The following is a 24344-nucleotide window of genomic DNA, read 5'->3' as shown; positions in this document are numbered from 1 at the left end:
ACGAACCCCTGACTCCCCGGGAGAACACCATGGCGACACTATCGATCACCACCGCCGCCGCCGACCAGATCCGCCGAGTCCTCGACGAGCGCGGCCACGGCCTGGGCCTGCGGGTGACCGTCAAGCCCAGCGGCTGCTCCGGCTACAGCTATGTGCTGGACTTCGCCGACGAGGCGGCCAACGACGACGTGGTCGTCGAGGACCACGGGGTCAAGGTCTACGTGGCCCCCGAGGCCCTGGAGATGCTCGACGGCAGCGAGGTCGACTATGTCTCCGAGGGCCTGAACCGCTACTTCCGCTTCCGCAACCCCAACGTCAAGGACGAGTGCGGCTGCGGCGAGAGCTTCAGCGTCTGACCCGGCGCCCCGGGCGCGATTGTCCATCGCCGCCGCGGGGCGGTATACTCTGCGCCCATTCGGCGCCCGGCGCCGGACCGCACCATGTTATCCGCGCCCCGCGCCGCCCCGGCCCTCCCGGGGCGGCGCGGGGGCGTCACGCTCGTGACTTCCCAGACTGGAGACAAGCCCCATGGCTACCGAACGCACCCTGTCCATCATCAAGCCCGACGCCGTCGCCAAGAACGTCATCGGCGAGATCGAGAGCCGCTTCGAGAAGGCCGGCCTGAAGATCGTCGCCGCCAAGATGCTGCACCTCTCCCAGGAGCAGGCCGAAGGCTTCTACGCCGAGCACAAGGAGCGCCCCTTCTTCGGTGACCTGGTCGGCTTCATGACCTCCGGCCCGGTGATCGTCCAGGTGCTGGAAGGCGACAACGCCATCGCCGCCAACCGCGACCTGATGGGCGCCACCAACCCGAAGGAAGCCGAGGCCGGCACCATCCGCGCCGACTTCGCCCAGTCCATCGACGCCAACGCCGTCCACGGCTCCGACTCTCCGGAATCCGCGGCCCGCGAGATCGCCTACTTCTTCGAAGACGGCGAGATCTGCCCCCGCTAAGGGAACTCTGATTTATGGCTGCGCTCGAAACCCTGGCCCGGCGGTGCTGGAACGCCAGCCCGGTCGAGATCTCGCCGGGCACCGCATAGGCTCCGGTTTCTGCGCTCCGGCGATGACCAAGCCTTCATCGCTCGCGACATAAATCAGCAATTCCCTTGTGGAATGGCCGGCATGCTGCCGAGCGGGGGCTCCCCAGCCCCCGCACCTTGCCCCACCGACGCCCCTGATGCCATGACCACCACCGCACCCCAACGCACCAACCTGCTCGGCATGACGCGCGAGGAGATGGAAGCCTTCTTCCTCTCCATCGGCGAGAAGAAGTTCCGTGCCGCCCAGGTGATGAAATGGATCCATCACGAGGGCTGCGACGACTTCGCGGCCATGACCAACCTGTCCAAGGCGCTGCGCGCACGCCTCGAGGAGGTCGCCGAGATCCGGGGCCCCGGCGTGGTCTACGAGGGCACCTCCAGCGACGGCACCCGCAAGTGGGTGCTGGAAGTGGAGGACGGCAGCTACGTGGAGACGGTGCTGATCCCCGCCGAGAACGGCAAGCGCCGCACCCTCTGCGTCTCCTCCCAGGTGGGCTGCTCCCTGGACTGCAGCTTCTGCTCCACCGGCAAGCAGGGCTTCCAGCGCAACCTCACCGCGGCCGAGATCATCGGCCAGGTATGGGTGGCCAGCAACAGCTTCGGCCCCCGCAAGGACACCGCCAACCGCCCGGTCACCAACGTGGTGATGATGGGCATGGGCGAGCCGCTGCTGAACTACGACAACGTCGTGCCGGCCATGAAGCTGATGCTCGACGACAACGGCTACAGCCTGTCCAAGCGCCGCGTCACCCTCTCCACCTCCGGGGTGGTGCCGATGCTCGACCGCCTCGGCGACGAGCTGGACGTGAGCCTGGCCATCTCGCTGCACGCCGCCAACGACGCGCTGCGCAACGAGCTAGTGCCGCTCAACCGCAAGTACGACATCCGCACCCTGCTCGACGCCTGCCAGCGCTACCTGGCCAAGTGCGACGACACCCGGATGATCACCATCGAGTACACCCTGATCAAGGACGTCAACGACCAACAGGAGCATGCCCGCCAGCTCGCCGAGCTGCTCGAGGAGCTGCCCTGCAAGATCAACCTGATCCCGTTCAACCCCTTCCCCCACTCGGGCTACGAGAAGCCGTCGCGCAACCAGACCATGCGCTTCCAGCAGTGGCTCTACGAGCTGGGCTACACGGCGCCGATCCGCTCCACCCGCGGCGACGACATCGACGCCGCCTGCGGCCAACTGGTCGGCCGGGTCAAGGACCGCACCAAGCGCCACGCCCGCTACATCCAGTCGATCCAGCTGGACGCCGACTGAGCCGCCGGGGGCCGCCTTGACTTCCATCGGGCACGACGCTTTGATGGTCGGGCCTTTTTTCACCATCGGACGCGCGGCCCCGCGCCGCCCGTTCCCCGAGAGGATGCCATGACACGTCGCCCGCCCGGTTTTCGACAGCTTTCCGTCACCGTTTTCCTGGCGAGCGCCCTCTGGCTGACCGGCTGCGCCTCCCAGGCCACCGCGCCGACGCCCGGGCAGGAGACCGCCGACCCCGTCGAGGCCTACACCCGGCTCGGCACGGCCTACCTGGAACGCGACAACCTGCCCCGCGCCCTGTCCGCCCTGAACCGCGCCCTGGAGATCGCCCCCGACGACGCCGAGGCCCTGCAGGCCATGGCCGTGGTCTACCAGCGCCAGGGCGAGGCGACGCTGGCCGACCGGACCTTCCGCCGAGCCCTCGAGGCCGACCCGACGCTGACCCGGGCGCGCAACAACTACGCCGCCTTCCTCTACGACCAGGGGCGCATCCGCGACGCCTGCGACCAGCTCGAGCGCGCCACCGACGACACCCAGTACGCCAACCGCGCCCAGCTGTTCACCAACCTCGGCCAGTGCCGACGCCGGCTCGGCGACGTGCAGGCCGCCCGCGAGAGCCTGCAGCGCGCCCAGGGTATCGATCCCCGCCAGCCGGGCAGCTACCTGCGCCTGGCCCAGCTCGAGTACGAGCAGGGCCGCTACGCCCGGGCCGAGCGCCAGCTCGAGACCTATCGGCGACTGGCCGGCGCCACCCCGGCGGCGCGGCGCCTGGCGGACGACCTGGAGCGGGCCCTTGGCGGCCGGGCGGCGGCATCCTCCGGTGACTCGCCCTGACCCCGTTTTCCAATGAAGGATGCCACCCCATGAGCGACACCCCCTACCAGGAGCCCGACGCCTCCGCCGACCAGGCCTCGCCCGGCGCGCTGCTGCGCCGCGAGCGCGAGGCCCTGGAGCTGTCGCGCGATGAGGTCGCCGAGGCCCTGAACCTGCGCCCGGCCGTGATCGACGGCCTGGAGCGCGACGAGTACGACGAGGTGCCGATCGCCACCTACCGGCGCGGCTACCTGCGCAGCTACGCCAGCCTGCTGGGGCTCGACCCCGAACGGGTGCTGGCCGCCTACCAGGCCCATATCGGCGGCGACGACCTGGAGCGCAAGGTCACCCCGGTGCATGTGGTCAACAAGCCGCCCTCGCGGCTCGGCGCCTGGCTGTTCCGCCTGGCCACCCTGGTGGTCATCGCCGGCCTGATCGGCCTGACCCTGATGTGGTGGCAGAGCCGCGGCGGCAGCCAGCCCCCCACCCCGGGAGACAACGCCCCGGTGGCGGTGGACAGCCTCGACGGCACCACCACCATCACCCAGAACGACGCCGCCCCCGCCGAGCCGGCCGCCGACTGGAGCAGCCGGGTCGACGCCGCCGAGGCCGAGGCGACGCCGGCGGATGCCGACATGGCCGATGCCGATCCGGCCCCGGCGGGTGCGGCCGAGGCCGGCGCGAGCGAGGACGGCGGCGAGCCCGCAGCCGACGCCCCGGCCACGAGCGCCCCCGAGGCGCCGGCGGACGCCGAGGCCGGTGTCGCCGAGGCCGACACCGACGAGGCCACCGGCGGCACCGTCCCGGCCGAGGACGCCGCGCCCGAGGCCGCCGGCGAGGCGGCGGATGCCGGCGTGCTGGAGCTGACCTTCAACGAGCAGTCCTGGACCGAGGTCTTCGACGCCAGCGAGCGACGGGTCTTCGTCGGCCTGCAGCAACCCGGCACCACGGCCCGCGTCGAGGGCGAGCCGCCCTTCCGCCTGACCGTGGGCAACGCCTCCGGCGTCGAGCTGGTCTGGCGCGGCGAGGCCGTGGACCTGGCGCCGCGCACCGGGGCCAACAACGTCGCCCGTTTCACCCTGGGAGAATGAGTCCGACCATGCACGCTACTTCACCCATCACCCGACGCCCGTCGCGCCGCATCCATGTCGGTGACGTGCCGGTCGGCGGCGGCGCCCCCATCTCCGTCCAGAGCATGACCAACACCGACACCCTGGACGTGGCGGCCACCGTGGCCCAGATCCGCGACCTGGAGACCGCCGGCGCCGACATCGTGCGCGTCTCGGTGCCGACCATGGACGCCGCCGAGGCCTTCGGCCGCATCAAGCGCGAGGCGAACGTCCCCCTGGTGGCGGACATCCACTTCGACTACCGCATCGCCCTGCGCGTCGCCGAGCTCGGCGTCGACTGCCTGCGCATCAACCCCGGCAATATCGGCCGCGAGGACCGGGTCCAGGCCGTCGTCAGCGCCGCCCGGGACAACGGCATCCCGATCCGCATCGGCGTCAACGCCGGCTCGCTGGAGAAGGACCTGCAGAAGAAGTACGGCGAGCCCACCCCCGAGGCCCTGGTCGAGTCCGCCATGCGGCATATCGACCACCTGGACCGCCTCGACTTCCCGGACTTCAAGGTCAGCGTCAAGGCCTCCGACGTCTTCATGGCGGTGGCCGCCTACCGCGACCTGGCGGCGCGCATCGAGCAGCCGCTGCACCTCGGCATCACCGAGGCCGGCGGGCTGCGCTCGGGCACCGTCAAGTCGTCCATCGGCCTGGGCATGCTGCTGATGGACGGCATCGGCGACACCATCCGGGTGTCGCTGGCCGCCGACCCGGTCGAGGAGATCAAGGTCGGCTTCGACATGCTCAAGAGCCTGCGCCTGCGGGCCAAGGGCATCAACTTCGTCGCCTGCCCGAGCTGCTCGCGCCAGAACTTCGACGTCATCGGCACCATGAACGCCCTCGAGGAGCGCCTCGACGACGTGCTCACACCGCTCGACGTCTCGGTCATCGGCTGCGTGGTCAACGGCCCGGGCGAGGCCAAGGAAAGCGACATCGGCTTGACCGGCGGCAGCCCCGCCAACCTCGTCTACATCGACGGCAAGCCGGCCAGCAAGCTGCGCAACGACCACCTGGTCGACGACCTGGAGCGGCTGATCCGCGACAAGGTCCGCGAGAAGGAGCAGGCCGAGCAGGACGTCATCGCCCGGGACGCCTGAGGCGCCCCGACAAGGAGCAAGCATTGAGCAAGAAGATCCAGGCCATTCGTGGCATGAACGACCTGCTGCCGGAGCAGTCCCCGCTGTGGCAGTACTTCGAGGGCCAGGTGCGCGCGCTCATGGGCCGCTACGGCTATGACGAGATTCGCACCCCCATCGTCGAGCAGACCGCGCTGTTCAAGCGCTCCATCGGCGAGGTCACCGACATCGTCGAGAAGGAGATGTACACCTTCGAGGACCGCAACGGCGACAGCCTGACCCTGCGGCCCGAGGGCACGGCGAGCTGCGTGCGCGCCGCCATGGAGCACGGCCTGCTGCACAACCAGACCCAGCGGCTCTGGTACCAGGGCCCGATGTTCCGCCACGAGCGTCCCCAGAAGGGCCGCTACCGGCAGTTCCACCAGGTCGGCGTAGAGTGCTTCGGCCTCGAGGGGCCGGACATCGACGCCGAGCTGATCCTGCTCTCGGCGCGGCTGTGGAAGCAGCTCGGCCTGTTCGAGCACGTCACCCTGGAGCTCAACTCCCTGGGCTCGCCGGAGGCCCGCGCCGCCTACCGCGACAAGCTGGTGAGCTACTTCGAGGCCCATCACGAGGTCCTCGACGAGGACTCGCGCCGGCGGCTGGCCAGCAACCCGCTGCGCATCCTCGACTCCAAGAACCCCGACATGGCGGCCATGCTGGCCGACGCCCCGCGGCTGATGGATCACCTCGACGACGCCTCGCGGGACCACTTCGAGCGGCTCACCGCCATGCTCGACGCCGCCGGCATCGCCTACGTGATCAACCCGCGCCTGGTGCGCGGCCTGGACTACTACTCGCGCACCGTCTTCGAGTGGACCACCACGGCGCTGGGCAGCCAGGGCACCGTCTGTGCCGGCGGGCGCTTCGACGGCCTGGTCGAGCAGCTCGGCGGCAAGGCGGTGCCGGCGGTGGGCTTCGCCATGGGCATCGAGCGCCTGGTGCTGCTGCTCGACACCCTGGACCTGATCCCCGAGGAGGCCCGCGGCGAGCTGGACGTCTACCTGCTGCCGATGAGCGAGGCCACCGAGCCCGCGGCCCTGCTGCTGGCCGAGCGCCTGCGCGAGGCCCTGCCCGGGCTGCGCCTGCAGCTGCACTGCGGCGGCGGCAGCTTCAAGAGCCGCATCAAGAAGGCCGACAAGAGCGGCGCCCGCCTGGCGCTGCTGCTCGGCGAGGACGAGCTGGCCGAGAACGCCGTGACGCTGAAGTTCCTGCGCGAGGAGCGCGAACAGCGGCGGCTCGACCAGGACGCGCTCGCCGCCACCCTCACATCCCTGCTGGAAGGCGACGGCGCCTGACGGCCCGCGGAAGCAAAGGAGACCGCCCGTGGCGGAGATGAGAAGCGAAGAAGAACAGCTGGAAGCCCTCAAGCGCTGGTGGAAGGAGAACGGCACCTCGCTGATCGCCGGCGCGGCCCTCGCCGCCGCCGGCGTGTTCGGCTGGAACGCCTGGCAGGACTACCAGGCGGGGCAGGCCGAGGCGGCCTCCCAACGCTACCAGCAGCTGCTCACCCTGAGCGGCCAGGACAGCCTCGACGGGGCCGCCCGGCAGCGCGCCGACGCCCTGGCGACCACCCTCGCCGAGGATCACGGCGACAGCCTCTATGCCGACCTGGGCCGCCTGCTCGAGGCGCGCCTGGCGGTGCGCGACGGCGACAGCGAGGCGGCGCGGGCCGCCCTCGAGGGCCTGGCCGCCGACGGCGACCGGCCCTACCTGCAGGGCCTGGCGCGGCTGCGGCTGGCGCGGCTGCAGCTGGCCGGCGAGGACGCCGAGGCGGCGCTGGCCACCCTGGACGTCGCTCTGCCGTCGCCGCTGGCCGCCCAGCGCGCCGAGATCCGCGGCGACGCCCACTTGGCCTTGGGCGACCGCGAGGCGGCGCGCCGCGCCTGGCAGGAGGCCCTGGCGCTCTCCGAGGACAGCGATCAGCCGCTCTATGGCGTGCAACTCAAACTGGATGACCTGGGCGTCGAGGAGACCTCATGAGAAAAGCGACTCTCGCCATCGCCGCCACCGCGGCCCTGGGCCTGCTGACCGGCTGCGCCGGCCAGGTGGAGCCCGAGTACTCGCCCAAGGAGCTCGGCGCCACCGCCGGCACCACCACCGCCGCCACCCTGTGGCACGAGCAGGTCGGCGACGGCCTGGGCCAGGGCGGCTACCCGCTGGCCCCGGCCCGGGACGGCGACACCCTGTTCGCCGCCGACCGGCACGGCCTGGTCGAGGCCCGCGACACCGACGGCGGCCAGCTGCGCTGGCGCACCGAGCTGTCCACCGGCGCCTCCAGCGCCCTGACCGCGGTGGCCGGCCGGGTCTACCTCGGCACCCGCGACGGCGAGGTGCTGGCCCTGGACCAGGCCGACGGCGAGGTGGTGTGGCGCACCCGGGTCGGCAGCGAGGTGCTGGCCGCGCCCCAGGCCAGCCGACAGCTGCTGGTGGTCCAGGCGGTGGACGGCAGCGTCACCGCCCTGGATCGCGCCAGCGGCGCCGAGCGCTGGGTCTACGCCGGCGCCCAGCCGTCGCTGACCCTGCGCGGCAGCGGCACCCCGCGCGTCATCGACCAGGTCACCTTCGCCGGCCTGGCCAACGGCCGCCTGGTGACCCTGGACAACCGCAGCGGCCAGCCGCTGTGGGAGCGGCGCATCGCCACGCCCCAGGGCCGCAGCGAGATCGAGCGGCTGGTCGACCTGGCCGGCCAGCCGCTGCTGACCCCGGACGGCCGACTGTTCGTGACCAGCTACAACGGCCGCCTGGCGGCCCTCCAGGCCACCTCCGGGGAGGTCCTGTGGACCCGCGAGCTGTCCAGCCACCGCAGCCCGGTGCTGGTCGGCGACTTCCTGTTCGTGGTCGACGAGGCCAGCCACCTGCTCGCCCTGGAGGCCGGCAGCGGCGAGACCCTGTGGCGCCTGGAGGCCCTGGAGGGCCGCGACCTCACCGATCCCGCCTTCGCCGACGGCCGCCTGGTGGTGGGCGACTTCGAAGGCTACCTGCACCTGATCGACGCCCGCGAGGGTCGCCTGGTCGGCCGTACCGAGATCGACGGCTCCGGCATCAGCGTGCCCCCGCTCACCGACGGCCGTCGCGTCTACGCCCTGGCCGACGACGGCAGCCTAGAGGCCCTGGAACTGCAACCATGAATCCCGTGATCGCCCTGGTCGGCCGACCCAATGTCGGCAAGTCGACCCTCTTCAACCGCCTGACGCGCTCCCGCGACGCCCTGGTGGCCGACTTCCCGGGGCTGACCCGGGATCGCAAGTACGGCAACGGCGTGCTCGGCGGCAAGGCCTACACGGTGATCGACACCGGCGGCATCAGCGGCGACGAGGACGGCATCGACGCGGCCATGGCCGAGCAGTCGCTGCAGGCCATCGACGAGGCCGACATCGTGCTCTTCCTGGTGGACGGCCGCGCCGGCCTCACGGTGGCCGACGAGGCTATCGCCAACCACCTGCGCATCAACCAGAAGAAGACCTGGCTGGTGGTCAACAAGACCGACGGGCTGGAAGAGCACACCGCCATGGCGGACTTCTGGCAGCTGGGCATCGGCGAGCCGCGGCCCATCGCCGCGGCCCACGGCCGCAACGTCACCGGGCTGATCGAGGAGGTGCTGACGCCCTTCCCCGCCCGCGACGAGGACCTGCCCGCCGACACCGGCACCAAGGGCATCCGCATCGGCGTCATCGGGCGGCCCAACGTCGGCAAGTCGACCCTGGTCAACCGCCTGCTCGGCGAGGAGCGGGTGGTGGTGTATGACGAGGCCGGCACCACCCGGGACGCCATCGAGATCCCCTACGAGCGCCGCGGCGAGCCCTATGTGCTGGTCGACACCGCCGGCGTGCGGCGGCGCAAGAACGTCCGCGAGGTGGCGGAGAAGTTCTCGATCATCAAGACGCTGGAGGCCATCAAGGAGTGCCATGTGGCGGTCATGGTGCTCGACGCCCGCAGCGGCCTGGTGGAGCAGGACCTGCACCTGCTCGACTATGTGCTGACCAGCGGCCGCGCCCTGGTGCTGGCGGTCAACAAGTGGGACGGCCTGGAGAGCGAGGCCAAGGACAAGATGCGCGCCGAGATCAAGCGCCGCCTGGGCTTCGCCGACTACGCCGACCTGCACTTCATCTCGGCGCTGCACGGCACCGGGGTGGGCGACCTCTATCCGTCCATCGAGCGGGCCTTCGCCTCCGCCCACAGCCACTGGTCGACCAACCGCCTGACCAACATCCTGCGCGATGCCACCGAGCAGCACCAGCCGCCGATGATCCACGGCCGGCGCATCAAGCTGCGCATGGCCCACCAGGGCGGCACCAACCCGCCGATCATCGTCGTCCACGGCAACCAGACCGGCTCGCTGCCCGAGGCCTACAAGCGCTACCTGACCAACACCTTCCGCAAGGTGCTCAAGGTGCGCGGCACGCCGATGCGCTTCGAGTTCCGTTCCGGCAAGAACCCCTACGACAACATGACCGGCGCCAGCGACCGCGAGAAGGCCAAGCAGCGCGAGCTCGGCCGCAGCCGGGACTCCCGCCGCAGCCGACGCTGAGCTCGAGCGTCTTCCCGACGATCCTCTCGCCGCCGGCCCACGAGCCGGCGGCGGGCGTTTCAGGCCTCGCCGTGGAGGCGCCGGCGGCCGATCCACTGACAGGCGAACTGCCAGGCCACCCGGCCGCTGCGCCCGCCGCGCAGGGTGGCGAAGCGCAGCGCCTCCTCCCGGGCCGATTCCCGCCAGTCCTCGACGCCGCCGAGCCGGACGACCCAGTGGCGGCAGGCCGCCAGGTAGGCGGCCTGGTCGAAGGGGTGGAAGGCCAGCCAGAGGCCGAAGCGGTCCGACAGCGAGATCCGCTCCTCCACGGCGTCGCCGTGGTGCAGCTCCTCGCCCACCAGGCGAGTGGCGTCGTTGTCGGCCATCGACTCGGGCAGCAGGTGGCGGCGGTTGGAGGTGGCGTAGAGCAGCACGTTCTCCGGGGGGCCGGTGAGCGCGCCGTCGAGCACGCTCTTGAGCGCCTTGTAGGCGTCGTCGTGGCCCTCGAAGGAGAGGTCGTCGCAGTAGACGACGAAGCGATGCGGCGCATGGCGCAGCTGGGCGACCAGGGCCGGCAACGCCGCCAGGTCGTGGCGATCCACCTGCACCAGCCGCAGCCCCTCCCCGGCCAGGCCGTTGAGCAGGGCGCGCACCAGCGACGACTTGCCGCTGCCCCGGGCGCCCCACAGCAGGGCATGGTTGGCGGGCAGGCCGCGCAGGAAGGCGCGGGTGTTGTCGACCAGGGCTCGCTTCTGGCGCTCGATGCCGAGCAGGTCGTCCAGGGCCAGGGCATCGCGAGGCGGAACCGGCACCAGCCGCCCGCCCAGGGCATGGCGCTCCCACAGGGCGGCGATGTCGCGTTCCCAGTCGACGCCCTCGGCGGCCGGGGGCAGCCAGGGCTCCACGCGTTCCAGCAGGCGGGTCAGGCGATACGCCAGGTCGTCGTCCATGCGGGCTCCTCTCGATTCGGCGGTTGATCTCGCGGGCGTTCGGGGTATCTTGTGGCGAACCCTTGTCCGCCGTCCAGCGGCCCCGCCGCGGCCGGCCCCATGGAGGAACCCGATGCGCTGGATTCACTGTCTCGCCGTGGGGGCGCTCGGCCTCGCCCTGGCGGCCTGCACCACCTCGCCCACCGGCCGCTCGCAGCTGGCCCTGATGTCCGACGACCAGCTCGACCGGATGGGCGCCCAGGCCTTCGCCGAGTACCAGCAGGAGCGTCCCACCGTGGGCGGCGCGCCCTATCGCCTGGCCCGCTGCGTCACCGACGCCATCGTCGCCACCCTGCCCCCCGGCGCCCGGGACGGCAACTGGCAGGTGCGGGTCTTCGACGACGACTCGGCCAACGCCTTCGCCCTGCCCGGGGGCTATGTCGGGGTGCACACCGGCCTGATGGAGATCGCCGAGACCCCGGACCAGCTGGCCGCGGTCATCGGCCACGAGATCGGCCATGTGCTGGCGCGCCACGCCAACGAACGCGCCTCCACCCAGACCGCCACCCAGCTGGGCCTGTCGGTGGTATCCTCCGCCGCCGGCCTGGAAGGACCCGGCGGCGAGCAGGTCATGGCGGCCCTGGGCATGGGCGCCCAGTACGGCATCCTGCTGCCCTTCTCCCGGCGCCACGAGAGCGAGGCCGACGTGCTCGGGCTGCGGCTGATGGCCGATGCCGGCTTCGACCCCCGCGCCAGCGTCGCCCTGTGGCGGAACATGAGCCGCGCCGGCGGCGGCCAGCCGCCGGAGTGGATGTCCACCCACCCCAGTCACGGCAGTCGCATCGCCGGCCTCGAGGCCGAGCTGCCCCGCGTGCTGCCCCGCTACGAACAGGCGCGCCGCGCCGGTCGCACGCCGAGCTGCGATTGATCCCGAGGACATGTCGATGCTGTTGAGAATCGGACTGCTGCTGCTGGTCCTGCCCATCCTGGCGCTGATGGGCGCCTACTTCGTGGAGCTCGGCGACGTCCGGGAATGCCTGCTCGTCCAGGACGGCCACTGGGACTATCTCGCCGGCACCTGCCGCGACACCCCGCAGCCCTTCGTGCCCTGGATCGACCGCCACCCCTGGCTGGTCAACGGCGGCATGCTGGCCTCGCTCGCCGGCCTGGCCTGCTGCATGGTCGGGCTCTACGTCAAGCGCCGCTGAGCCGGGCGCCTCACAGCGCCCGGCGCAGCGCCGCCAGCACCGGCGTGACGTCGGGGCGCACGCCCCGCCACAGGAAGAAGGATTCGGCGGCCTGGCCCACCAGCATGCCCAGGCCATCCAGGCAGCGGGCGCCGTGCGCCTCGGCCCAGCGCAGGAAGACGGTGGGCTCGGCGCCGTACATCATGTCGTAGGCGGTCGCCCCGGGGGCGAAGAGGTCGTCGGGCAACGGCGGCAACTCGCCGCCGAGGCTGGCGCTGGTGCCGTTGATCACCAGATCGAAGGGCCCGGTCACGGTCTCGAAGCCGCCGCCGCTCACTTGGCCCAGGTCGGCGAAGTCGGCGGCCAGGGTGCAGGCCTTGTCGGCGGTGCGGTTGGCGACATGCAGGCCCGCCGGCTCCGCGGCCAGCAGTGGCGCCAGCACCCCGCGCACCGCGCCGCCGGCGCCCAGCACCAGCACCCGGGCGCTGGCCAGGGGCACCGCCTGGCGCGCCAGGTCGGCCACCAGGCCGGCGCCGTCGGTGTTGTCGCCCCGGGTGCGGCCGGCCTCGTCCCGGATCAGGGTGTTCACGGCCCGAGCCCGCTTCGCCCGGTCGCTGAGGGCGTCGCACAGGCGGAAGGCCGCTTCCTTGAAGGGCACCGTGACATTGGCGCCGCGCCCGCCGGCGGCGGCGAAGGCCCGCCAGGCGCCGGCGAAGTCGTCCCGGGGCGCCTCGATGGCGGTGTACTCGATGGCCTCCCCGGTCTGCTCGGCGAAGGCGGCATGGATGGCCGGCGACTTCGAATGGCCGATGGGGTGGCCGAACACGCAGTAACGATCGGTCATGCTTGCTGCTCCCGGGCTTCCTCGTCCAGCCAGTCACGGGCATGGAGGTAATCGCGATAGAGGGCCGCCTCCGGGGTGCCCGGCTCGGGCTCCCAGGCATACTCCCAGCGCGCCAGGGGCGGCATCGACATCAGGATCGACTCGGTGCGCCCGCCGCTCTGCAGGCCGAACAGGGTACCCCGGTCCCAGACCAGGTTGAACTCCACGTAGCGGCCGCGGCGATACAGCTGGAAGTCGCGCTCGCGCTCGCCCCAGGGGGCCTCGCGGCGGCGGCGCACGATCGGCAGGTAGGCGTCGAGGAAGCTGTCGCCGACGGCCCGCTGGAAGGCGAAGCAGCGCTCGAAGCCGCCCTCGTTGAGGTCGTCGAAGAACAGCCCGCCGACGCCGCGGGTCTCGTCGCGGTGCTTGAGGTAGAAGTAGTCGTCGCACCAGGCCTTGTAGCGGGGGTAGACGTCGTCGCCGAAGGGCGCGCAGGCGTCCCGGGCCACCCGGTGCCAGTGGCGCACGTCCTCGAGCACCGGGTAGAAGGGCGTCAGGTCGTAGCCGCCGCCGAACCACCACACCGGCTCCTCGCCGGCCTTCTCGGCGATCAGGAAGCGCACGTTGCCGTGGCTGGTGGGCACGTGGGGATTGCGCGGGTGCAGCACCCAGGACACGCCCACGGCGTGGAAGCCGCGACCGGCGAGCTCGGGGCGGGCGGCGGTGGCCGAGGGCGGCAGGGTGGCGCCGTGGACGTGGGAGAAGTTGACGCCGCCCTTCTCGAACACGGCGCCGTCCTCGATCACCCGCGAGCGGCCGCCGCCGCCCTCGGCGCGCTGCCAGGCGTCCTCGCGGAAGCTCGCCCGGCCGTCCTCGGCGGCCAGGGCCTCGCACAGCCGATCCTGGAGATCGAGCAGGTAGGTCTTCACGGGGTCGAGATGGGCGTGGGCCACATGGCCTCCTTGGAAGGTCGGCGGAAAGGGTCAGTCGCGCAGCACCCGGCCGGTGAGCAGGTCGCGGATGGTGCTGGGGCGATCGTGGCCGCCCAGGGGGCCGTCGAGCACGGCATCGAGCTCGTCGCCGAAGATCCCGCGGATCTCCTCGGCGCTCATCGCCGAGGGCTCGCCGGCGCGGTTGGCCGAGGTCGACACGATGGGGCCGCCGAAGGCCCGGCACAGCGTGGCGACCAGCGGGTGGTCGCTGACCCGCAACGCCACCCGGTCGTGATCGCCGCGCACCAGCGCCGTCGCCCGGCCGTTGTCGGGCACCAGCCAGGTGGTGGGCGTCCCACGGGGCGTGGTCAGGGCCCGGCGACGCTCGGCGTCCAGGCCCTCCAGCCAGGGCGCGAACTGCTCGAGGTCGGCGGCGACCAGGATCACGCCCTTGGCCGGCTCGCGCCGCTTGAGGCGCAGCAGCCGGGTCAGGGCGGCCTCGTCGTCGGGATCGCAGCCCAGGCCCCACACGGCCTCGGTGGGATAGGCGATCACGCCGCCGGCACGCAGGGCGGCCACGGCATCGGCGAGGGAAGTGTCCGGGTGCATGGCATGGCTCACGAGCGATGTCTGGGCGAGCGATTCTAGCACGCTCGGGTCGGCGTCGGCAGGCGCACCCAGCCGCCGGCCACCGGGGCGGCCCGCCCCTCGAGCTCCAGGGCCAGCAGGCGCCGCTGGCAGTCGGCCACCGGCAGGCCGGCCAGGCCGACCAGGGCATCCACCGGAGTGGGGGCATCGCTGAGCCAGGCCAGCAGCGGATCCGGATCGTCGTCGCCGACCTCGGCGGCGGGCGGCGGCCATGGCGGCGCCTCCGGCGCCGGGAGCTCGGCGAGGATATCCTCGATGTCGCGCACCAGCGCCGCCCCGTCGCGGATCAGGCCCAGGCAGCCCCGCGCCCGGGGGTTGTGGATCGACCCCGGCAGGGCGAACACCTCGCGCCCCTGCTCGCCGGCCAGACGGGCGCTGACCAGCGAGCCGCTGCGCTCGGCGGCCTCCACCACCAGCACGCCGGCACAGAGCCCGGTGACGATGCGGTTGCGACGCGGGAAGAAGGCCGGCCGGGCCCGGGTGCCGGGTGGGTGCTCGGACACCAGCAGCCCGCCGGGGGCGCGCAGGCGCTCGTGCAGGCGGCGATGGCGTGCCGGATAGACCTGGTCGACCCCGCCGGCGAGCACCGCCACGCTGCGCCCGCCGGCCTCCAGGGCCGCCCACTGGGCGGCGCCGTCGATGCCCAGCGCCATGCCGCTGACCACGCTCCAGCCCCGCTCGACCAGGGCGCGGGCGAAGCCGTGGGCATTGCTCAGCCCCTCCCGGGTCGGGCGACGGGAGCCGACCATGGCCAGCCGGGGCGGGGTCAGGGCGGCGAGATCGCCCCAGGCCCAGAGCGCCGGCGGCGGATCGGGAATGCAGGCGAGCAGCGCCGGCCAGTCGGGGTGGCCGGGGTGCAGGAGGTGGCGGTCGGGGCCGGCGTCGCTCCAGGCCTCGTCGGCCTCGAGCGCGGCGCTCAGGGGGCTGCGGGCGGGGTGCTCGAGCCACAGCCGCAGCGCCGCGGCGGCGGCGGGCGGCAGTGCCGCCAGCCAGCCCGCCGGCCAGGCCGGCGCGCGGGCGGCGAGCTCGGCCAGGCCGGCGGGGCCGACCCCCGGCAGCCGGGCGAGCAGTCGCCAGTCCCTGGCCGACGGCCCCATGGCCTCGCCTAGCGCTGGGCCGTCCCCAGGGCGGGGCGGGGGTTGTGCAGGCGATCGCCGACGGCCAGGGTGCGGGTGGCCCGCATCACCAGGCCGTAGCTCATCTTGTCGTAGGGGCGAACGACCATCACCAGGCCGGCATCCTCGCCGGGCAGACGCAGCGCCTCGCCGGTGCGCGGATCGTCGACCAGCTCGCCGCGCTGCTCCACCGCCAGCACATGCCCCGGGGCCAGGCCGTCGCGGGTGCCGCGATCCAGGGCCACCAGCTGCAGCCGGCCGATGAAGCGCACCCCGCCGGGCACCGCCAGGATGCGGCCGTCGATCGCCTGGTCCGGCGCGCGGGGCTGGAACTCGGTGACCAGGGCGCGGTCCTCCAGCGGCAGGACGATGTCGTCGCCGCGGATCTCCTGGCGGGTGCGGGTGGCCTCCATCACCGCGATGTCGTCCTCCTGGCGCAGGCGCCGGGCCTCGCCCACGCTCTCCAGCTCCAGGCCCAGCAGCTCGCCGGAGGCGGCGTCCCGATAGCGCTCGCCGACCCGGTAGATGCCGAAGCGGCCACCGGCCGGGACGTCGCCCCGGGCATAGAAGCGGTCGCCGGCGCCGCTGATCAGGCGGCCATCGTTGCCGGCCACCACATAGGCCAGCTCGTCCAGGGCCTCGGGATCGGCGATCACCCGATGCTCGCGCAGGAAGTGGCGGATCGACTCCAGCGGGATCGGCGCGATGGCCTCGCGATGCGGCACGGTGCGCATCTCGGGGGAAAGCCGCACGATACCCTGCCCCCGCTCGAGCCCCAGGCAGGGCCGACCGTCGCAGTCGTAGAGGAAGATGACGTCCCCGGGATAGATGAGGTGGGGGTTGTCGATCTGCGGATTGACGCGCCACACCTCCGGCCACTGCCAGGGATGCTGGAGAAAGCGTCCGGAGATGTCCCAGAGGGTGTCGCCCTTGACCACCGTGTAGCGGTCCGGCGCGCCGTCCCTCAGGCCGTCCTCCCAGGTGAGCGCCTGAGCCTGTGTGCCACCGGCCAGCAGGCCCAGGACCAGGGCCCCCAGCCCGTGCCGCACCCACTTGCTGCGTGTGATCTGCCTCATCCCCGTCGTCCCCCGCCTGATGATCGCGACGGCGCCAGGAACCTCGCCGCCGTGATATAGTCTGATGCTATCGATGGGATGCGCGGCCCTTCGGTTCCCACGCGCTCCCTCGGCTTCTAGAATAGTCGCATCTCCTGAATGACAGCATAACGGTGACACCAACGCCATGGCCAAACTCCCCATCCTCGAATTCCCCGACGAGCGGCTGCGCACCAAAGCGGCGCCCGTCGAGACGGTCGACGACGAGGTGCGCCAGCTGGTCGACGACATGCTCGAGACCATGTACGACGCCCGCGGCATCGGCCTGGCGGCCACCCAGGTGGACGTCCACCGCCGGGTCATCGTCATGGACGTCAGCGACGACCAGAGCACGCCCCTGGTGCTGATCGACCCCGAATACACGCCGATCGGCGACGAGCGCGAGCCGATGCAGGAAGGCTGCCTGTCGATCCCCGAGTACTACGCCGAGGTGCCCCGCGCCCTGAAGGTGCACCTCCGGGCCCTGGATCGCGACGGCCAGCCCTACGAGCTGGAGGCCGAGGGCCTGCTCGCCCACTGCATCCAGCACGAGTGCGACCACCTGCAGGGGGTGCTGTTCGTCGACTACCTGTCGCCGCTCAAGCGCGACCGGGTGATGAAGAAGATGCAGAAGCGGCACAAGCTGACCCAGCCCGCCTGATCGCTCGTTCCCCGCCCTTCCGCGAAGGCCGGCGCCGTTGAGGGCGCCGGCCTTCGTCGTTTGCGCCCGCCTCCGTTATCATGGAAGGCACTCATTCCGGCAAGGCCCTCGATCCCATGTCCCGACCCCTGCGCGTCATCTTCGCCGGCACGCCCGACTTCGCCGCGGCGAGCCTGTCGGCCCTGCTGGCGAGCGACCACCATGTCGTCGCCGTCTACACCCAGCCCGACCGGCCCGCCGGCCGGGGGCGCAAGCTGACCCCCAGCCCCGTCAAGGTGCTGGCCGAGGCGCATGACCTGCCGGTGTACCAGCCGGCCTCGCTGAAGTCGCCGGAGGCCCAGGCCGAGCTGGCGGCGCTGGAGGCCGACCTGATGGTGGTGGTGGCCTACGGCCTGATCCTGCCGAAGGCGGTGCTCGACACCCCGCGGCTCGGCTGCCTCAACGTCCACGCCTCGCTGCTGCCCCGCTGGCGCGGCGCCGCGCCCATCCAGCGCGCCATCGAGGCCGGCGACGCCGAGAGCGGCGTGACCATCATGCAGATGGACGAGGGCCTGGATACCGGCGCCATGCTGCACGTCGCGCGCACCCCGATCACCGCCGCGACCACCGGCGGGGAGCTCCACGACACCCTGGCCGAGCTGGGCGGCCGGGCGCTGGTCGAGGCGCTGGAGGCCCTGGCGGGCGACGGCCTGACGGCGACCCCGCAGCCCGCCGAGGGCGTCACCTACGCCGCCAAGCTCTCCAAGGCCGAGGCCGAGCTCGACTTTCGCCAGGGCGCCGAGGGTCTGGCCGCGCGGATCCGCGCCTTCAACCCCTGGCCGGTGGCCTGGTGCGCGCTGGGCGAGGATCGCCTGCGCCTGCTGATGGCCGAGGCCGAGCCCGAGCCCGGCGAGGCCACCGCCCCCGGCACCCTGCTCCCCCCCGCCGACGACGCCCTGCGCATCGCCTGCGGCGCGGCGGGCGACGAGATATTGCGGGTCACCCGCGCCCAGCTGCCGGGCGGCAAGCCCCTGGACGTGCGCGAACTGCTCAAGGCCCGCGCCGATCGCTTCCCGCCCGGCACCCGCCTGGGCTCCGCCGACCGGGAGACCGCCTCATGACCCAGCGCAACGGCCACCGCCGCTCAAAGTCCCTGGACAACGGCCTGGCGGTTCGCGCCGCCGCCGCCCGCGCCCTGGCACCGGTGATCACCGGCAAGGGCTCGCTCAACAGCCTCGACGACCACCAGGTGGTGGCCCGGGATCGGGGCCTGTTCAAGGAACTGTGCTACGGCAGTTGCCGCGCCCTGTGCCGCCTCGAGGCGCTGGCCGGCAAGCTGCTCGACAAGCCCTTCAAGGCCCGCGACGCCGACGTCCAGGCCCTGCTGCTGGTGGGCATCTACCAGCTGCTCTACCTGCGCATCCCGGCGCATGCCGCCGTGGGCGAGACCGCCGGCGCCGCCCGCCTGCTCAACAAGGCCTGGGCCACCCGGGTGCTCAACGGCTGCCTGCGGCGCCTGCAACGCGAGGCCACGGCCCTGCAGGCCGAGGTAGACAAGGATCCGGCGGTGGCCCTGCTGCATCCCAAGTGGTGGCTGAAGGCCTTCCGCCAGGCCTGGCCGGAGGACTGGCGGGCCATCTGCGAGGCCAACAACCACCCCGGCCCCATGACCCTGAGGGTCAACCGCCGCCACGGCGACCGCGAGATGTACCTGGATCGCCTCGATGCCCCCGGCCTGCAGGCGCGTCTCTGCCCGCACGCCCCGGACGGCCTGACCCTGGACGCCCCCTGCGACGTCGACGCCCTGCCCGGCTTCCGCGAGGGGCGGGTCAGCGTCCAGGACGAGGCCGCCCAGCTCGCCGCGGTGCTGCTCGGCCCGGTGATCGCCCCCCGGCCCGGCGCCCGGGTGCTGGACGCCTGCTGCGCCCCCGGCGGCAAGACCGCGCACCTGCTGGAGCTGTTCGACATCGAGATGCAGGCCATCGACAGCGACGACGGGCGCCTGGCCCGGGTCGAGGACACCCTGTCGCGGCTCGGCCTGGTCGCCGACCTGGCCCACGGCGACGCCACCGGCCGCGACTGGTGGGACGGCACCGCCTACGACGCCATCCTGCTCGACGCGCCCTGCTCGGGCAGCGGCGTGATCCGCCGCCATCCGGACATCAAGCGCCTGCGCCGCCCCTCGGACATCGCCCGGCTGGCCGAGCTGCAGGCGCGGCTGCTGGACAACCTCTGGCCGCTGCTCGCCCCCGGCGGCACCCTGCTCTACGCCACCTGCTCGGTGCTGCCCGAGGAGAACGCCGACCAGGTCGCGGCCTTCCTCGAGCGCACCCCCGAGGCCGAGGTCACCACGCCCCAGGGCGTGGCCTGGGGCCGCCAGGCCGGGGCCGGTCGCCAGCTGCTGCCGACCGTCGACAGCCATGACGGCTTCTTCTATGCCAGACTGAGGAAGCGGGCCGCTTGAACGGCCGCTTCATCGCGCTGCCAGAGGACGACACCATGAACCACACCTACAAGCACATCGAGTTGACCGGCACCTCCGAGACGGGCATCGAGGACGCCATCCAGGGCGCGCTGGCCAAGGCCTCGGAGAGCCTGCACAGCATGCGCTGGTTCGAGGTCACCGACACCCGCGGCCACATCGAGCACGGCCGGGTGGCCCACTGGCAGGTGACCCTCAAGGTGGGCTTCACCCTGGACTGAGGCCGCACGGCCCTGTTCTTCCGTTCCCGGCTGGTTTAGGCTTGCCGCCACCCATGCGACGGCGCTCTCGAACTCGAGGCGCCGTCGATCTGCTGCGGACTGCGAGACGCGATGAAGATCATCATCCTCGGCGCCGGCCAGGTCGGCGGAACCCTGGCCGAGCATCTGGCGCGCGAAGAGAACGACATCACGGTGGTGGACACCGACGCCGACAAGCTGCGCGAGCTGCACACCCGGCTCGACATCCGTACCGTGCACGGCGCCGGCTCCTACCCCATGGTGCTGCGTCAGGCCGGCTGCGAGGACGCCGACATGCTGATCGCGGTGACCAGCCAGGACGAGGTCAACATGATCGCCTGCCAGGTCGCCTACACCCTGTTCCGCACGCCCACCAAGATCGCCCGGGTCCGCGCCACCGCCTACCTCACCCGCAAGGGCCTGTTCGCCCACGAGGCGGTGCCCATCGATGTGCTGATCAGCCCCGAGCAGGTGGTCACCGACCACATCCGCCGGCTGATCGAGCACCCCGGCGCCCTGCAGGTGCTGGAGTTCGCCGGCGGCCTGGTCCAGCTGGTGGCGGTCAAGGCCTTCTACGGCGGCCCGCTGGTGGGCCAGGAACTGGGCTTCTTGCGCCGGCACATGCCCAGCGTCGATACCCGGGTCGCCGCCATCTATCGCCGCAACCGGCCGATCATCCCCCGCGGCGACACCGTCATCGAGGCCGATGACGAGGTGTTCTTCATCGCCGCCCGCCGCGACATCCGCGCGGTGATGAGCGAGCTGCGGCGCCTGGAACGCGACTTCCGCCGGGTGATCATCGTCGGCGGCGGCAACATCGGCGAGCGCCTCGCCGAGCACCTGGAGCACAGCCACCAGGTGAAGATCGTCGAGCACAACCTCGAACGCTGCACCCAGCTCTCCGAGCGTCTGGACCGCACCGTGGTGCTCCACGGCAGCGCCACCAGCAAGCGCCTGCTGGAAGAGGAGAACATCGAGGACTGCGACATCTTCTGCGCCCTGACCAACGACGACGAGGTCAACATCATGTCGTCGATGCTGGCCAAGCGCATGGGCGCCAAGAAGGTGCTGACCCTGATCAACAACGCCGCCTACGTGGACCTGGTCCAGGGCGGCGAGATCGACATCGCCATCTCGCCCCAGCAGGCCACCATCGGCAGCCTGCTGACCCACGTGCGGCGCGGCGACATCGTCAACGTCCACTCGCTGCGTCGCGGCGCCGCCGAGGCCATCGAGGCCATCGCCCACGGCGACACCCAGTCGTCCAAGGTGGTGGGCCGCGCCATCGGCGACATCGACCTGCCCAGCGGCACCACCATCGGCGCCATCGTGCGCGGCAAGGAGGTGCTGATCGCCCACGACGACGTGGTGGTGGAGTCCGGCGACCACATCATCCTGTTCGTCATCGACAAGCGCCGCATCCGCGACGTGGAGCGGCTCTTCCAGGTCGGCCTGACCTTCTTCTGACGGACCCGCCATGCCGACACGGACGACGAGGAGAGCCCCCGCATGAGCCTGCGCATGATCCTGCGCATCCTGGGCCTGCTGCTGATGATGTTCAGCCTGACCATGGTGCCCCCGATCCTGATCTCGTGGCTGTTCGCCGACGGCATGTGGCAGGCCTTCGTGGTGGCGCTGGGCATCACCGTGGGCACCGGGGCCATGATGTACCTGCCCAACCGGCATGCCCGCAAGGAGCTGCGCACCCGCGACGGCTTCCTGATCGCCGCGCTGTTCTGGACGGTGCTGGGGCTGTTCGGGTCGCTGCCGCTGATGCTCACCGGCGCCTCGGCGCTGTCGCCCACCGACGCCGTCTTCGAGTCCTTCTCCGGGCTGACCACCACCGGCGCCACCGTGATCACCGGCATCGACCTGCTGCCCGAGGCCATCCTCTACTACCGCCAGCAGCTGCAGTGGCTGGGCGGCATGGGGATCGTGGTGCTGGCGGTGGCCATCCTGCCGACCCTGGGCGTCGGCGGCATGGCCCTGTACCGCACCGAGATCCCGGGGCCGCTCAAGGACTCCAAGCTCACCCCGCGGATCACCGAGACCGCCAAGGCGCTGTGGTACATCTACGCCACCCTGACGGTGGCCTGCATGCTGGCCTACATGGCCGCCGGCATGGACTGGTTCGACGCCCTGGGGCACAGCTTCTCCACGGTGGCCATCGGCGGCTTCTCCACCCACGACGCCAGCATCGGCCACTTCGACAGCGCCGCCATCGAGCTGATCTGCGCCTTCTTCCTGTTCGTCTCGGCGATGAGCTACAGCCTGCACTTCCTGGCCTGGCGCCAGCGCAGCGTGGTCCACTACTTCCAGGATCCCGAGGCGCGCTTTTTGATGCTGTTCCTGGGCGGGCTGATCCTGGTCACCGCCATCTCGCTGTGGCTCACCGACATCTACGAGACCGTCCGCGGCCTGCGCCACGCCCTGTTCGAGGTGGTCTCCATCGCCACCACCGCCGGCTTCTCGGTGGCCGACTTCTCCACCTGGCCCGGCGCCCTGCCCTTCCTGCTGTTCGTGACCGCCTTCGTCGGCGGCTGCTCCGGGTCCACCGGCGGCGGCATGAAGGTGATCCGCATCATCCTGATCCTCAAGCAGGGCATGCGCGAGGTGATGCGCCTGATCCACCCCAACGCGGTGATCACCGTGAAGATCGGCAAGGTCAGCGTGCCCGACGGCATCGCCCAGGCGGTATGGGGCTTCTTCTCGGCCTACGTGATGCTGTTCTTCCTGATGCTGGTGGGCGTGATGGCCACCGGCGTCGACCAGGTCACCGCCTGGTCCACGGTGGGCTCGGCGCTCAACAACCTGGGGCCGGCGCTGGGGGAGGCCAGTGCGCATTACGGCGACCTCCCGTCCCTGGCCAAGTGGATCCTGGTGCTGGCCATGCTGCTCGGCCGCCTGGAGATCTTCACCGTGCTGGTGCTGTTCACCCCCGCCTTCTGGCGCAAGTAGCAAACCCGGTGGAAGCGCCCTCGACGGGTTTGGCCCGCCGGGGGCCTTCGTGGATAATCGAGCCTCCACCCTCCAGACCCGAGCGTCCATGACCGATTCCCAGGACACCGCGGTCGCGCCCCGCGACCAGGCCACCGGCGGCCCCCGCCGCACCCTGCAGGTGGGCGAGACCCGCTACACCCTGCTGGGCACCGCCCACGTCTCGGCGGAGAGCGCCAGCGAGGTGCGCGCGCTGATCGATTCCGGGGAATTCGACGCCGTGGCCATCGAGCTGTGCGACTCCCGGCACCAGAACCTGGCCAACCCGGATGCCCTGGGCGAGCAGGACCTCTTCCAGATCTTCCGCCAGGGCAAGGCCGGCATGGTCGCCGCCAGCCTGGCGCTGGGCGCCTTCCAGCAGCGCCTCGCCGAGCAGTCCGGCATCGAGCCCGGCGCCGAGATGCGCGCCGCCCTGGAGGCGAGCCGCGCCCGGCGGCTGCCGCTGATGCTGATCGACCGCGACGTGGGGGTGACCCTCAAGCGCATCTACCACAACGTGCCCTGGTGGCAGCGCTTCTCGCTGTTCTCCGGGCTGCTCGGCGGGGTGCTGTCCCGCCAGGACGTCTCCCCGGACGACATCGAGCGCCTCAAGGAGGGCGACGTCCTGGAGTCCACCTTCAGCGAGTTCGCCGCCGAGTCCGAGACCCTCTACACGCCACTGATCGACGAGCGCGACCGCTACATGGCGCTGCGCCTGGCGGAGCAGTGTCCCCCGGGCCGCTACCGGCACGTGCTGGTGGTGATCGGCGCCGGCCACCTCAAGGGCATGGCCGGCCACCTGGAGCGCCCGCTGCCCGAGGCGCCGGCCGCCGAGCGCCAGGCCCTGGAGGCCACCCCGCCGCCGTCGCGGATATGGAAGGCGCTGCCCTGGGCGATCACCGCCCTGGTGCTCACGGGCTTCGCCATCGGCTTCTCCCGCAACACCGAGCTCGGCTGGCAGCTGGTCGGCGAGTGGTTCCTGATCAACGGCGTGCTCTCCGGGGCGGCGACCCTCGCCGCCCTGGCCCACCCGCTGACGGTGGCGGCCACCGTGGTGGCCGCCCCGCTCACCTCGCTCAACCCCACCATCGGCGCCGGCTTCGTCGCCGCCGGGGTGGAGCTGGCGATGCGCCGCCCCAAGGTGCGCGACTTCGCCACCCTGCGCCACGACGTCACCGAACTGAAGGGCTGGTGGCGCAACCGGGTCTCGCGCACCCTGCTGGTGTTCCTGGCCGCGACCCTGGGCTCCGCCGCCGGCACCTGGATCGCCGGCCTGCGCATCGCCGGCGCGCTGCTGGGCAACTAGCGGGGCGGGTATCGAGCTCGAGGCACAGGGCTCGGTCACGCATCTCCAACGCCATCCCCCGGCGGGCGCCCGCCGGGGCGACGGCGTCGAGGAACGCCGAGCGCTCGGCG

General features: G+C 71.9%; 25 protein-coding genes. 19 read left to right on the top strand and 6 right to left on the bottom strand.

The window, feature by feature from the left end; translation table 11 throughout:
* Positions 1-29: 29 nt before the first annotated feature.
* The 10 genes from QC818_RS00455 to der all read left to right on the top strand — a co-directional run bounded on the left by QC818_RS00455 (position 30) and on the right by der (position 9884).
* The gene (locus QC818_RS00455; protein ID WP_309650856.1) at positions 30-356 is read left to right on the top strand and encodes a HesB/IscA family protein; all 327 of its coding nucleotides are present in this window, start codon (positions 30-32) and stop codon (positions 354-356) included.
* Positions 357-528: 172 nt separating this feature from the next.
* Entirely contained in the window at positions 529-954 is a 426-nt protein-coding gene (ndk, locus tag QC818_RS00450; protein WP_309650855.1) for a nucleoside-diphosphate kinase, read from the top strand.
* A gap of 231 nt (positions 955-1185) precedes the next feature.
* Positions 1186-2310: a dual-specificity RNA methyltransferase RlmN gene (gene rlmN, locus QC818_RS00445; RefSeq protein ID WP_309650854.1), complete on the top strand. Its 1125-nt coding sequence runs from the start codon at positions 1186-1188 to the stop codon at positions 2308-2310.
* A 108-nt stretch (positions 2311-2418) separates the two neighbouring features.
* Positions 2419-3141: a type IV pilus biogenesis/stability protein PilW gene (gene pilW, locus QC818_RS00440; RefSeq protein WP_309650853.1), complete on the top strand. Its 723-nt coding sequence runs from the start codon at positions 2419-2421 to the stop codon at positions 3139-3141.
* Positions 3142-3170: 29 nt separating this feature from the next.
* Positions 3171-4211 (top strand): RodZ domain-containing protein, encoded by a 1041-nt coding sequence (locus QC818_RS00435; RefSeq protein WP_309650852.1) that lies wholly within the window; start codon positions 3171-3173, stop codon positions 4209-4211.
* A gap of 8 nt (positions 4212-4219) precedes the next feature.
* A complete protein-coding gene (gene ispG / locus QC818_RS00430) occupies positions 4220-5335 on the top strand; it encodes a flavodoxin-dependent (E)-4-hydroxy-3-methylbut-2-enyl-diphosphate synthase (protein ID WP_309650851.1) in 1116 nt (371 codons plus the stop codon).
* Between the two features lie 23 nt (positions 5336-5358).
* Positions 5359-6651 carry a histidine--tRNA ligase gene (hisS, locus tag QC818_RS00425; protein WP_309650850.1) on the top strand — a complete coding sequence of 431 codons (1293 nt, stop codon included), beginning with the start codon at positions 5359-5361 and terminating at the stop codon, positions 6649-6651.
* A gap of 28 nt (positions 6652-6679) precedes the next feature.
* Positions 6680-7336 (top strand): YfgM family protein, encoded by a 657-nt coding sequence (locus QC818_RS00420; RefSeq protein WP_309650849.1) that lies wholly within the window; start codon positions 6680-6682, stop codon positions 7334-7336.
* Positions 7333-8484 (top strand): outer membrane protein assembly factor BamB, encoded by a 1152-nt coding sequence (gene bamB, locus QC818_RS00415; RefSeq protein WP_309650848.1) that lies wholly within the window; start codon positions 7333-7335, stop codon positions 8482-8484. Before QC818_RS00420 ends, bamB begins: the two co-directional genes overlap by 4 nt.
* Positions 8481-9884 carry a ribosome biogenesis GTPase Der gene (der, locus tag QC818_RS00410; protein ID WP_309650847.1) on the top strand — a complete coding sequence of 468 codons (1404 nt, stop codon included), beginning with the start codon at positions 8481-8483 and terminating at the stop codon, positions 9882-9884. The genes bamB and der overlap by 4 nt, the downstream gene beginning before the upstream one ends.
* A gap of 59 nt (positions 9885-9943) precedes the next feature.
* Here der and QC818_RS00405 read toward each other — a convergent pair whose 3' ends face one another.
* Positions 9944-10813: an ATP-binding protein gene (locus tag QC818_RS00405; protein WP_309650846.1), complete on the bottom strand. Its 870-nt coding sequence runs from the start codon at positions 10811-10813 to the stop codon at positions 9944-9946.
* A gap of 112 nt (positions 10814-10925) precedes the next feature.
* Between QC818_RS00405 and QC818_RS00400 the strand changes: the two genes are divergently transcribed.
* Both QC818_RS00400 and QC818_RS00395 read left to right on the top strand, forming a co-directional pair.
* Positions 10926-11720 (top strand): M48 family metallopeptidase, encoded by a 795-nt coding sequence (locus QC818_RS00400; RefSeq protein ID WP_309650845.1) that lies wholly within the window; start codon positions 10926-10928, stop codon positions 11718-11720.
* Positions 11721-11736: 16 nt separating this feature from the next.
* Complete coding sequence (locus tag QC818_RS00395) at positions 11737-12000, top strand: hypothetical protein (protein WP_309650844.1); 264 nt, start codon at positions 11737-11739, stop codon at positions 11998-12000.
* A 10-nt stretch (positions 12001-12010) separates the two neighbouring features.
* Here the strand turns inward: QC818_RS00395 and aroE are convergent, their stop codons facing one another.
* From aroE to QC818_RS00370, 5 genes are read right to left on the bottom strand one after another with little or no spacing between them, the layout of a single operon-like run.
* Positions 12011-12823, bottom strand: coding sequence for a shikimate dehydrogenase (gene aroE / locus QC818_RS00390; RefSeq protein ID WP_309650843.1), 813 nt, complete (start codon positions 12821-12823; stop codon positions 12011-12013).
* Positions 12820-13755 (bottom strand): oxygen-dependent coproporphyrinogen oxidase, encoded by a 936-nt coding sequence (gene hemF, locus QC818_RS00385; protein ID WP_309650842.1) that lies wholly within the window; start codon positions 13753-13755, stop codon positions 12820-12822. Before hemF ends, aroE begins: the two co-directional genes overlap by 4 nt.
* A gap of 30 nt (positions 13756-13785) precedes the next feature.
* Positions 13786-14343: an L-threonylcarbamoyladenylate synthase gene (locus QC818_RS00380; protein ID WP_309651185.1), complete on the bottom strand. Its 558-nt coding sequence runs from the start codon at positions 14341-14343 to the stop codon at positions 13786-13788.
* Between the two features lie 35 nt (positions 14344-14378).
* Positions 14379-15479, bottom strand: a complete 1101-nt coding sequence (gene dprA / locus QC818_RS00375) for a DNA-processing protein DprA (RefSeq protein WP_309650841.1) — start codon at positions 15477-15479, stop codon at positions 14379-14381.
* Positions 15480-15487: 8 nt separating this feature from the next.
* Positions 15488-16573 (bottom strand): LysM peptidoglycan-binding domain-containing protein, encoded by a 1086-nt coding sequence (locus tag QC818_RS00370; protein ID WP_309650840.1) that lies wholly within the window; start codon positions 16571-16573, stop codon positions 15488-15490.
* 166 nt (positions 16574-16739) lie between these two features.
* Here QC818_RS00370 and def point away from each other — a divergent pair, with 166 nt between their 5' ends.
* The 7 genes from def (at position 16740) to QC818_RS00335 (ending at position 24234) form a co-directional block, all read left to right on the top strand.
* Positions 16740-17252: a peptide deformylase gene (gene def / locus QC818_RS00365; protein WP_309650839.1), complete on the top strand. Its 513-nt coding sequence runs from the start codon at positions 16740-16742 to the stop codon at positions 17250-17252.
* Between the two features lie 116 nt (positions 17253-17368).
* A complete protein-coding gene (fmt, locus tag QC818_RS00360; RefSeq protein ID WP_309650838.1) occupies positions 17369-18352 on the top strand; it encodes a methionyl-tRNA formyltransferase in 984 nt (327 codons plus the stop codon).
* Positions 18349-19695 carry a 16S rRNA (cytosine(967)-C(5))-methyltransferase RsmB gene (rsmB, locus tag QC818_RS00355; protein ID WP_309650837.1) on the top strand — a complete coding sequence of 449 codons (1347 nt, stop codon included), beginning with the start codon at positions 18349-18351 and terminating at the stop codon, positions 19693-19695. Before fmt ends, rsmB begins: the two co-directional genes overlap by 4 nt.
* A 35-nt stretch (positions 19696-19730) precedes the next feature.
* Positions 19731-19934 carry a dodecin gene (locus QC818_RS00350; RefSeq protein WP_309651184.1) on the top strand — a complete coding sequence of 68 codons (204 nt, stop codon included), beginning with the start codon at positions 19731-19733 and terminating at the stop codon, positions 19932-19934.
* 111 nt (positions 19935-20045) lie between these two features.
* On the top strand, positions 20046-21419 hold the full coding sequence (gene trkA, locus QC818_RS00345; protein ID WP_309650836.1) for a Trk system potassium transporter TrkA: 1374 nt from the start codon (positions 20046-20048) through the stop codon (positions 21417-21419).
* A 42-nt stretch (positions 21420-21461) separates the two neighbouring features.
* Positions 21462-22910 (top strand): TrkH family potassium uptake protein, encoded by a 1449-nt coding sequence (locus QC818_RS00340; protein ID WP_309650835.1) that lies wholly within the window; start codon positions 21462-21464, stop codon positions 22908-22910.
* 88 nt (positions 22911-22998) lie between these two features.
* Positions 22999-24234 (top strand): TraB/GumN family protein, encoded by a 1236-nt coding sequence (locus tag QC818_RS00335; protein ID WP_309650834.1) that lies wholly within the window; start codon positions 22999-23001, stop codon positions 24232-24234.
* Positions 24235-24344: the final 110 nt, after the last annotated feature.

The organism is Halomonas koreensis (assembly GCF_031451675.1).
Classification (GTDB): domain Bacteria; phylum Pseudomonadota; class Gammaproteobacteria; order Pseudomonadales; family Halomonadaceae; genus Halomonas; species Halomonas koreensis.
The sequence above is the reverse complement of the archived record's forward strand: the minus strand, read 5'-3'. Positions and strand labels throughout refer to the sequence as shown.